Annotated in this window: 9 protein-coding genes; 2 read left to right on the forward strand and 7 right to left on the reverse strand. The window is 57.9% G+C overall.

Going from position 1 to position 8,166, the window contains the following annotated elements:
• Positions 1 to 304: 304 nt before the first annotated feature.
• Positions 305 to 1,069, forward strand: a complete 765-nt coding sequence (locus tag ACOCD2_RS08210; RefSeq protein WP_293646472.1) for a c-type cytochrome — start codon at positions 305 to 307, stop codon at positions 1,067 to 1,069.
• A 72-nt stretch (positions 1,070 to 1,141) separates the two neighbouring features.
• On the opposite strand, the gene ACOCD2_RS08215 is transcribed toward ACOCD2_RS08210, so the two are convergent.
• From ACOCD2_RS08215 to ACOCD2_RS08240, 6 genes are all read right to left on the reverse strand, one after another.
• Positions 1,142 to 2,083, reverse strand: a complete 942-nt coding sequence (locus ACOCD2_RS08215; RefSeq protein ID WP_293646470.1) for an ankyrin repeat domain-containing protein — start codon at positions 2,081 to 2,083, stop codon at positions 1,142 to 1,144.
• 48 nt (positions 2,084 to 2,131) lie between these two features.
• Complete coding sequence (locus tag ACOCD2_RS08220; protein WP_293646468.1) at positions 2,132 to 2,680, reverse strand: NapC/NirT family cytochrome c; 549 nt, start codon at positions 2,678 to 2,680, stop codon at positions 2,132 to 2,134.
• A 186-nt stretch (positions 2,681 to 2,866) separates the two neighbouring features.
• A complete protein-coding gene (locus ACOCD2_RS08225) occupies positions 2,867 to 4,246 on the reverse strand; it encodes a TRAP transporter large permease (protein ID WP_293646466.1) in 1,380 nt (459 codons plus the stop codon).
• Positions 4,239 to 4,745 carry a TRAP transporter small permease subunit gene (locus ACOCD2_RS08230; RefSeq protein ID WP_293646464.1) on the reverse strand — a complete coding sequence of 169 codons (507 nt, stop codon included), beginning with the start codon at positions 4,743 to 4,745 and terminating at the stop codon, positions 4,239 to 4,241. Before ACOCD2_RS08230 ends, ACOCD2_RS08225 begins: the two co-directional genes overlap by 8 nt.
• Positions 4,746 to 4,764: 19 nt before the next feature.
• Complete coding sequence (locus ACOCD2_RS08235; protein ID WP_293646462.1) at positions 4,765 to 5,106, reverse strand: DUF2782 domain-containing protein; 342 nt, start codon at positions 5,104 to 5,106, stop codon at positions 4,765 to 4,767.
• Between the two features lie 2 nt (positions 5,107 to 5,108).
• Positions 5,109 to 5,828 (reverse strand): TIGR00730 family Rossman fold protein, encoded by a 720-nt coding sequence (locus ACOCD2_RS08240; RefSeq protein ID WP_293646460.1) that lies wholly within the window; start codon positions 5,826 to 5,828, stop codon positions 5,109 to 5,111.
• Positions 5,829 to 5,890: 62 nt separating this feature from the next.
• Between ACOCD2_RS08240 and rep the strand changes: the two genes are divergently transcribed.
• Positions 5,891 to 7,894, forward strand: a complete 2,004-nt coding sequence (gene rep / locus ACOCD2_RS08245) for a DNA helicase Rep (RefSeq protein WP_293646458.1) — start codon at positions 5,891 to 5,893, stop codon at positions 7,892 to 7,894.
• A gap of 9 nt (positions 7,895 to 7,903) precedes the next feature.
• On the opposite strand, the gene ACOCD2_RS08250 is transcribed toward rep, so the two are convergent.
• Positions 7,904 to 8,166 (reverse strand): c-type cytochrome (locus ACOCD2_RS08250; RefSeq protein ID WP_293672545.1); only part of this gene is annotated, 263 nt, incomplete at its 5' end.

Genomic DNA, 8,166 nt, shown 5'->3' on the forward strand with positions numbered 1-8,166 from the left:
GCGAAATAATGGAGATACCTGACACAATTATGACGTGGGTCAAGGACAAGCACCATGCTAAGCATCTAGATTAGTTTAGGTTTTTATGCGGTAAATTTACAGGATCGCGCTTCATCGAAGCCAGCCCGGAATTTACCCCAAATTGCCATAGGACAGGTGCTTTTTACAATCTTTAACACAAGCAGGGATGCCCGGGACAGCTCTTCATTCAGCATATGAGACCTGCAGACTGCAGGCTCCTGGGTTGCAGGGCTTCCCGAGGTTTGAATTGAACCAGCAACCCACAACTCAGGGGATACTTTTCATGAGCAAAAAAGCGCTTCAACGTTCATACATCCGCCCTTTGATGCAGGGTGCCATCGGCCTCCTGTCCGGGTTCTCTCTTTTCAGTTATTCATTGCCCTTGCTGGCGGAGGGTCACCTGACCGAATTCGAAGAGGCAATCAAGCTGAAGCCCAATGTGGAAAACGGCAAGAGACTCTATAAAACGATTTGCATCACCTGTCATGGCCCGGAAGGATGGGGCGTTGCAGGCAGCGGTTATCCTCAAATTGCCGGTCAGCTGAAAAACGTGGTAATCAAGCAGCTCGCTGATTTCCGCGCAGGCAACAGGGACAACCCCATCATGCGCGCCTTTTCCTCCCGCCGTTCTCTCGGTGGCCCTCAGGAAATAGCAGACGTCGCTGCCTATGTCTCCAGCATGCCCATGACACCACATAATGAACAGGGCTTTTCCCTGCATCTGGAAGAAGGAAAAGTTATCTACGACAAGATGTGCGCCGAATGTCACGGTGATGAAGGAGAAGGCGACATAGAAAAACATGTACCCCGCATACAGGGACAGCACTACAGCTACCTGTCACGCCAGTTCAACTGGATCCGCAATGGCCGCCGCCGCAATGGCGACGAGAAAATGATCAAGCAGATCAGGAATTTTACTCCACCTGAACAGGTAGCCGTTCTCTCCTATGTAGCCAGCCTGAAACCCAAGAATGTCGCACCTCCGGGATGGCGGAACCGGGATTTCGACAACTTCGACCGCAGCTGGCGGCCAATGAGGATTCGCTAGAAATCTTTGAAACCCCGGCAGCAAAAAGCCCCGTTTCGGCGGGGCTTTTTGCTGCCGGGGCAATACTGGCTGCTACTTGGCAGCATCCAGGATATCCAGACACTTGTGGTCGCGAAATCCACGGGCGATGTCTTTCACCGTCTTGCCTTCCTTGTTCTTGATCGATATATCCGCGCCCCTGGCCAGCAGCACCTTCACCACCTCCGGCTCACGGACATCCACCGCTTCCAGCAGCGCCGTGGTGCCGTCCTTATCCTGTGCATTGATATCCGCCCCCTGTTGCAGCAAATAGGCAACCGCCTCGGCATTGCCGCTGCCGGCGGCCCAGATCAGCGCTGTCGCACCATCCTTGGAACGGGCATTTACGTCGGCACCCGCCGCGACCAGATCCTTGACTATATCGATGCTCTTCTCGGCTTCCACGGCATACATCAGCGCTGTCTTTCCCTTGTTGTCTGCCAGGTTCACATTGGCGTTGTGCTTGAGCAGCAGCTTGACAACATCGCCATGCCCGTTGGCCGCCGCAAGCATCAGGGGAGTACGCCCTTCCTTGTCACGGTCATTGGGATCAGCACCGCGAAACAGCAACTGTTCCACCATATCGGCTACACCATAACGTGCGGTCAGCAGCAATGCCGTTGCTCCCGCACGGGTACGCGCATTCAAATCCGCACCCCGCTCTATCAGCAGTGCGGTCACCTCGGGGGAATCATTTTCAGCCGCCAGGGTAAGAGCAGTACAGCTGGCTACCGTCTTGCGGTTCACATCGGCGCCATGGGCCAGCAGCACCGAGGCGGCCGCCAGGTTCCAGTTTTCAGCGGCCATCATCAGCGCCGTCTTGCCGTACTTGTTGGCACTGTTCACGTCGGCCCCCTTGGCCAGCAGTTTTTCAATCGACTCCACGTCATCGACAATGGCCGACAGTCGCAACTCCTTGTTCAACTCGGCATCGCCGGCCAGCGTATGGAATGAGACCAACAACAGCAAACCACCCAGAAGTATTCGGAAATTCATCAGCAATCTCTTTCTCTGTTTCATCATCCGTCCGTCCGTTCAGGGCGATCAACCCTCCGCAGACGCCTCCTCTTCTTCCGGTTCATCCGGCTCTTCGTGAGCGATCCCCTTGTGACAATCGATGCAGGTCTTGCCTTCGTCCCTGGCGCGGCCATGACGTTTGCGTGCAGAACGGTCCTGCTCGGCAAGATCCATGGCGTCCCAGTCGTGACAGGAGCGACATTCGCGGGAATCCGTGGATTTCATTTTTTCCCAGACCTCACTCGCCATCTCCCAGCGATGAGCCTCATACTTTTCCTGCGTATCCAGAGTTCCCAGAATCTCGTGCAGCACATCCTTGTAGGCCAGCACCTTTGCCACCATTTTTGGTCCAAAAGATTTGGGTACATGGCAATCGGAACACACCGCCCTGACACCGGATGCGCTCTTGTAATGAACGGTTTCCTGGTACTCCTTGAGATTCACCTGCATGGAATGGCAGGACGTACAAAATTCCAGTTCATTGGTATAGGCAAGCCCCATGTTGAAAAGGCCCGTGAATACCACGCCTGCAAAAAATATGATTATAGCCAGACCAAGGCTTATACGTTGCGCCACAGCATACCCCCACTTATTTCGCTGGTTTCAAACATAAAGTGCCTGCAGGCAAACCTGCCTGCCGACCAGGACAGCCATGACCTCTCTTGTGGAAGTTCTCGGGCTGTCCGGAACAGATAATTATTATTGAAAACCTGAATTCAAGAATTCAGGCTGAAGGTCATCCCCATGACCTCTCTGTTACTCTTATTCAGCATACACCACATGCGGCAGCCAAGTCGCCAATTGCGGCCACCATGCCAGCATACCCAGCATGATGAGCTGTATGATGATGAATGGTAGCACACCGCGATAGATCGCGCTTGTGGTGACCCCCGGCGGCGCCACTCCACGCAGATAGAACAGGGCAAAACCGAACGGCGGCGTCAGGAAAGAAGTCTGCAGGTTGATGGCGATCATGATGCCCAGCCATACCGGATCCAGCCCCATGGCCAGCAGGATAGGCCCCACGATGGGCACCACCACGAAAGTGATCTCGATGAAATCCAGAATAAAGCCCAGCAGGAACATGAGCAACATCACCACCGCCACGGCGCCGACCACCCCACCCGGAAGGTTGGTCAGCAGTTCACTGACCCGGTCGTCACCGCCGAAGCCGCGAAACACCAGGGAAAACACCGCCGCCCCGACAAAAATCATGAACACCATGCTGGTAACCTTGACCGTGGACTCCATCACCTCACGCAAGGATTTCATGTTCAGTTCCCGGCGCTGGGCGGCCAGCAGCATAGCACCCACGGCACCGACAGAAGCCGCTTCCGTGGGCGTCGCCAGTCCGCCCAGGATCGAACCCAGTACCGCAACGATGAGCAACAGAGGCGGCATCAGCACCGTCAGCACCCGCCACCACAGCGCGGCCTGACCGGCAGTATCATCCCTGGCTGCCGGCAGCCGTTTTGGCTGAAAAAAAGCCACACCGATCAGGTACAGCAGATACATGAGGACCAGCCCCAGACCGGGGATGACCGCGCCCACGAAAAGATCACCGACGGAAACGGTTTCCAGGTTCCAGATACCCATTTCCAGCTGTGCCTGCTGGTAGGCGGACGACAGCACGTCTCCCAGCAGCACCAGCACGATGGAAGGTGGGATGATCTGTCCCAGGGTGCCCGAAGCACAGATGGTGCCCGCTGCAATGGCAGGATCATAATTGCGTTTGAGCATGGTCGGCAGGGACAGCAGCCCCATGGTCACTACGGTGGCGCCGACGATGCCCGTGCTTGCCGCCAGCAGCATACCCACCAGGGTCACCGAGATTCCCAGGCCGCCGCGCAATCCGCCAAACAGTGCCGCCATGGTATCGAGCAGGCTCTCGGCCACCTTGGAACGTTCCAGCATCACGCCCATGAATACGAACAGCGGCACGGCAATGAGGGTTTCATTGGTCATGATGCCGTACAGCCGGTTGGGCAGTGCCTGCAGGAAGGCATCGTCGAACAGCTCCGCCCATTCTCCCAGAAAAGCGAACATCAGTGAGACCCCACCCAGGGTAAAGGCCACGGGATAGCCCAGCATCAGTACCAGGGCCACGACACCGAACAGGATGAAAGGCATCCAGTCAGCCATGTTCATCCCCGCGAATGATCTGCAAACTGCGCAGCAGCAGCGCCAGTCCCTGCAACATCATCGCTACCGGCATGAGCAGCAGCAGCGTCTTGAGCAGGAACACCCCCGGCAGACCGCCCGCTTCCCGCGAACCTTCCATCACCTTCCAGGACTCGGTCACGTACTCCCAGCTGATCCAGACAATGAAGCTCATCATGGGAAACAGCAGCAACAGCGTACCCAGCAGGTTTACCCAGGCCCGTCCCCGCTCACTGAACTTCTGGTAGAAGATATCCACCCGCACATGGCCCTGATGCCTCAGCGTGTAGGCAGCCCCCAGCATGAACACCAGGGAGTGGAGATAGGTGATGGACTCCTGCATGGCGATCCACCCCGTGTCCAGCGCATAGCGCAACACCACCACCGCGAAGGTGACCAGTACCATCAGCAGGGTTCCCCAGGCGATGACCCGCCCGGTGACTTCCGCGAGGGACTCCAGTATGCGAATGAGGTTTTTCAAGATTCAGGCAGGCAGTTTTCTACCAGCGGAGAAACACCCATTGGGGAACGACCACACCAGTGGGATCGTCTTCCTGGGTGTCCATCTGACCGTCCCCGTTCAGATCCATCAGGTAGTAGGGAGGACCTTTCTTCGGCACTATCTTGACCATGTACAACTGCCCGTTGACACGGTACTCGTGAATGGTTCTCGAACCCTGCTGCCGGATGGTGACCTCCGGCTCCAGCTCTTCCTCCCCTTCCTGTGCCGGCGGAGGCGGTGGTGGCGGTTCATCCTCAGCCCAGAGCGTGGCAGCGGGAAAAAGCAGCAGGAGGACTAGCAACAGTGGCTTCATGGCCGGATTCCGGAAACAGAAAAACATGATTATAACTCCAAAAGAATTTCCAGCTCATCTGCCGAAGGCTCGAACCCGCGTCCGCCGTAGTGGTCGAAGATGGCCTGCATGATCTCCTGGGGTTCATCACAGACCTGGATCAGCTCCATGTCCTCCGGACTGATGGTGCCACCTTCACACAGGCTGTTGCGAAACCAGTCCAGCAAACCGCTCCAGAAAGCGCTGTCCACCAGAATGATGGGAATCCGGCGTCCCTTGCCGGTCTGCACCAGGGTCAGGCACTCCGCCAGTTCGTCCAGGGTACCAAAACCGCCGGGAAGCACCACATAGGCCGACGCATACTTGATGAACATGACCTTGCGTGCGAAAAAGTGCCGGTAGCTGAGGGATACATCCTGATACGGGTTGGCATGCTGTTCGTGGGGCAGGTGGATATTCAGGCCGATGCTGGGGGATTCCCCCGCAAAAGCCCCCTTGTTGGCTGCTTCCATGATACCTGGGCCACCACCGCTGATCACGGAAAAACCCGCATCGGACAGCAGGCGCGAAACCTTCTCTGCCTTGGCATACCAGGGGTGATCTTCAGGCGTTCTGGCAGAGCCGAAGATGCTCACCGCCGGACGGATGCGGCTGAGTCGCTCGAAGCCTTCCACGAATTCGGCCATGATCTGAAAGACGCGCCAGGATTCGCGGCTCAGCTCCGTGTTGGCGGCAGGTGTTTTTGGACGGCTGCTGGAAAAATCGTTCATGCTTGGGCTCTCTGGGGTAGAATTCCCGCCCCTGTTTCAGGCGATGGTTCCAACTATAGGGCATGAACGATCTCAATCCAAGACAAGCCGAAGCAACAGCCTATCTCGATGGACCGCTGCTGGTGCTGGCCGGCGCAGGCTCAGGCAAGACCCGGGTCATCACGCGCAAGATCGCCCACCTGATCAATACCGTTGGCATGGCGCCACATCACATTACCGCCGTGACCTTCACCAACAAGGCTGCCCAGGAAATGAAGGCCAGGGTAGGTGAACTGCTGCAGGGCAGCAACAGCCGCGGCCTTGGCATCTCCACCTTCCACACGCTGGGACTGACCCTGCTCAAGCGCGAACACAAGGCGGCAGGACTGCGTCCCGGCTTCACCATCCTGGACACTCAGGACAGCGAGCACCTGATCCGCGAGATCCTGCTCAAGGACGAGCCGGACAACGAGGCCATCCGCCAGGCCCGCTGGCAGATCTCCCAGTGGAAGAACGACCTGCTCACACCGGAAGCCGCCATGTCCCGTGCTGAAAATGACCTTGCACTGCGCCACGGACAGATCTATGCCGCTTACCAGCGCACCCTCGGTGCCTACAATGCCGTGGATTTCGATGACCTGATCCAGCTCCCGGTCAGGCTGCTGCAGGAAAACGCGGATATTCTGGAGCGCTGGCGGCACAGGATCCACTATCTGCTGGTGGACGAATATCAGGACACCAACAGCTCCCAGTACGAACTGGTGCGCCTGCTGGTGGGACCGCGGGGCGCGCTCACCGTGGTGGGCGATGATGACCAGTCGATCTACGCCTGGCGTGGTGCCCGTCCCGAGAACCTCGCCAGGCTAAAGGAGGATTTTCCCCGACTCCGGGTGGTCAAACTGGAACAGAACTACCGTTCCACCGGCCGCATCCTCAAGGCTGCCAACCGGCTCATCGCCAACAACCCTCACGTATTCGAGAAAAGCCTGTGGTGTGACCTCGGACCGGGCGAGGAAATCCGCGTATTCCGCTGCCGAGATGAAGAAAATGAAGCCGAACGCGTGGTGTCGGAGATCATCCACCAGAAAGTGATGCACAGGCGCGACTACGGCGACTGCGCCATTCTCTACCGGGGCAACCACCAGTCCCGCATCTTCGAGAAACTGCTGCGCCTGCACAATGTGCCCTACTTCATCAGTGGCGGCAGCTCCTTTTTCTCGCGCACCGAGATCAAGGACATCATGGCCTACCTGCGCCTGCTGGCCAATCCCCAGGACGATGCCGCTTTCCTGCGTGTGGTCAACACGCCGCGACGGCAGATCGGCCCGGGTACACTGGAGCAGCTGAGCAGCTATGCCAGCGACCGCGGGATTCCCCTGTTCGATGCCATCGATGAAATGGGACTGGCGGAAAGGCTCAAGCCTGCCGCTGTCAGCCGCCTGCGGGAATTCAGCCAGTGGATCCGGCATCTGTTACGCCTGGCCCATGAAGACAACCCGGTCAGTACCGTGCGCGAACTGCTGGGAGACATGAATTACGAAGCCTGGCTGTACCAGACTTCGCCCAATGACAAGGCGGCGGAGCGCCGCACGGAGAACGTGGCGGAGCTGCTGGATTGGCTGCAGCGCCTGCACGAGGACGAAATGCGCGGCGAAAGCCTGGCAGAGATGATCAGCCACCTGGCCCTGATGGACATACTGGAACGCCAGGACGAGGACAGCGCCGATAATCGCGTCAGCCTCATGACCCTGCACGCCGCCAAGGGGCTGGAATTTCCCTATGTCTTTCTGGTGGGCATGGAAGAAGAGCTGCTGCCCCACCGCGTCAGTATCGAGGAAGACAACATCGAGGAAGAACGGCGCCTGGCCTACGTGGGCATTACCCGCGCCCGCAAGGTGCTGCACATCAGCTTTGCCCAAAAGCGCCGCAAGGGGGGGGAAGTGGTGGATTGTGAACCCAGCCGCTTCCTGCAGGAACTCCCCGAAGAAGACCTGGCGTGGGAAGGCCGGGACAGCAAGGAATTAGCCGAAGAAAAAAAGGCCAGGGGGAAATCCCACCTGGCCAGTCTCAAGGCAATGCTCGAATAGCAGATCAGATCACTGCTTGGTCAGCCATTCGGCGATGCTCTTCATTTCCTCTTCGCTGACACCGGCGATGATGCCCTTCATCATGGCAGTCTGGCCATTGGCGCGGGTGCCGCTCTTGATGTCCTTCATCTGCGCCAGCAGGTACTCGACACTCTGGCCGGCGATTTTCGGGTAGGTATCCATGGGCGTGGTCTTGCCATCAGCGCCATGACAGCCGCCACAGCCTTTGGACTGGAACAGCGCTGCACCAGGGTCAGCAGCGGCAGCCGCGG

The sequence above is a fragment of the Thiolapillus sp. genome, from assembly GCF_048562965.1.
Taxonomy (GTDB): Bacteria; Pseudomonadota; Gammaproteobacteria; order Chromatiales; family Chromatiaceae; genus Thiolapillus; species Thiolapillus brandeum_A.

Bases quoted from the DNA above. Each gene is read 5' to 3' on its own strand.
- ACOCD2_RS08210 (WP_293646472.1), top strand. From the start codon at position 305: ATGAGCAAAAAAGCGCTTCAACGTTCATACATCCGCCCTTTGATGCAG.
- ACOCD2_RS08215 (WP_293646470.1), bottom strand. From the start codon at position 2,083: ATGAATTTCCGAATACTTCTGGGTGGTTTGCTGTTGTTGGTCTCATTC.
- ACOCD2_RS08225 (WP_293646466.1), bottom strand. From the start codon at position 4,246: ATGGCTGACTGGATGCCTTTCATCCTGTTCGGTGTCGTGGCCCTGGTA.
- ACOCD2_RS08235 (WP_293646462.1), bottom strand. From the start codon at position 5,106: ATGTTTTTCTGTTTCCGGAATCCGGCCATGAAGCCACTGTTGCTAGTC.
- ACOCD2_RS08240 (WP_293646460.1), bottom strand. From the start codon at position 5,828: ATGAACGATTTTTCCAGCAGCCGTCCAAAAACACCTGCCGCCAACACG.
- rep (WP_293646458.1), top strand. From the start codon at position 5,891: ATGAACGATCTCAATCCAAGACAAGCCGAAGCAACAGCCTATCTCGAT.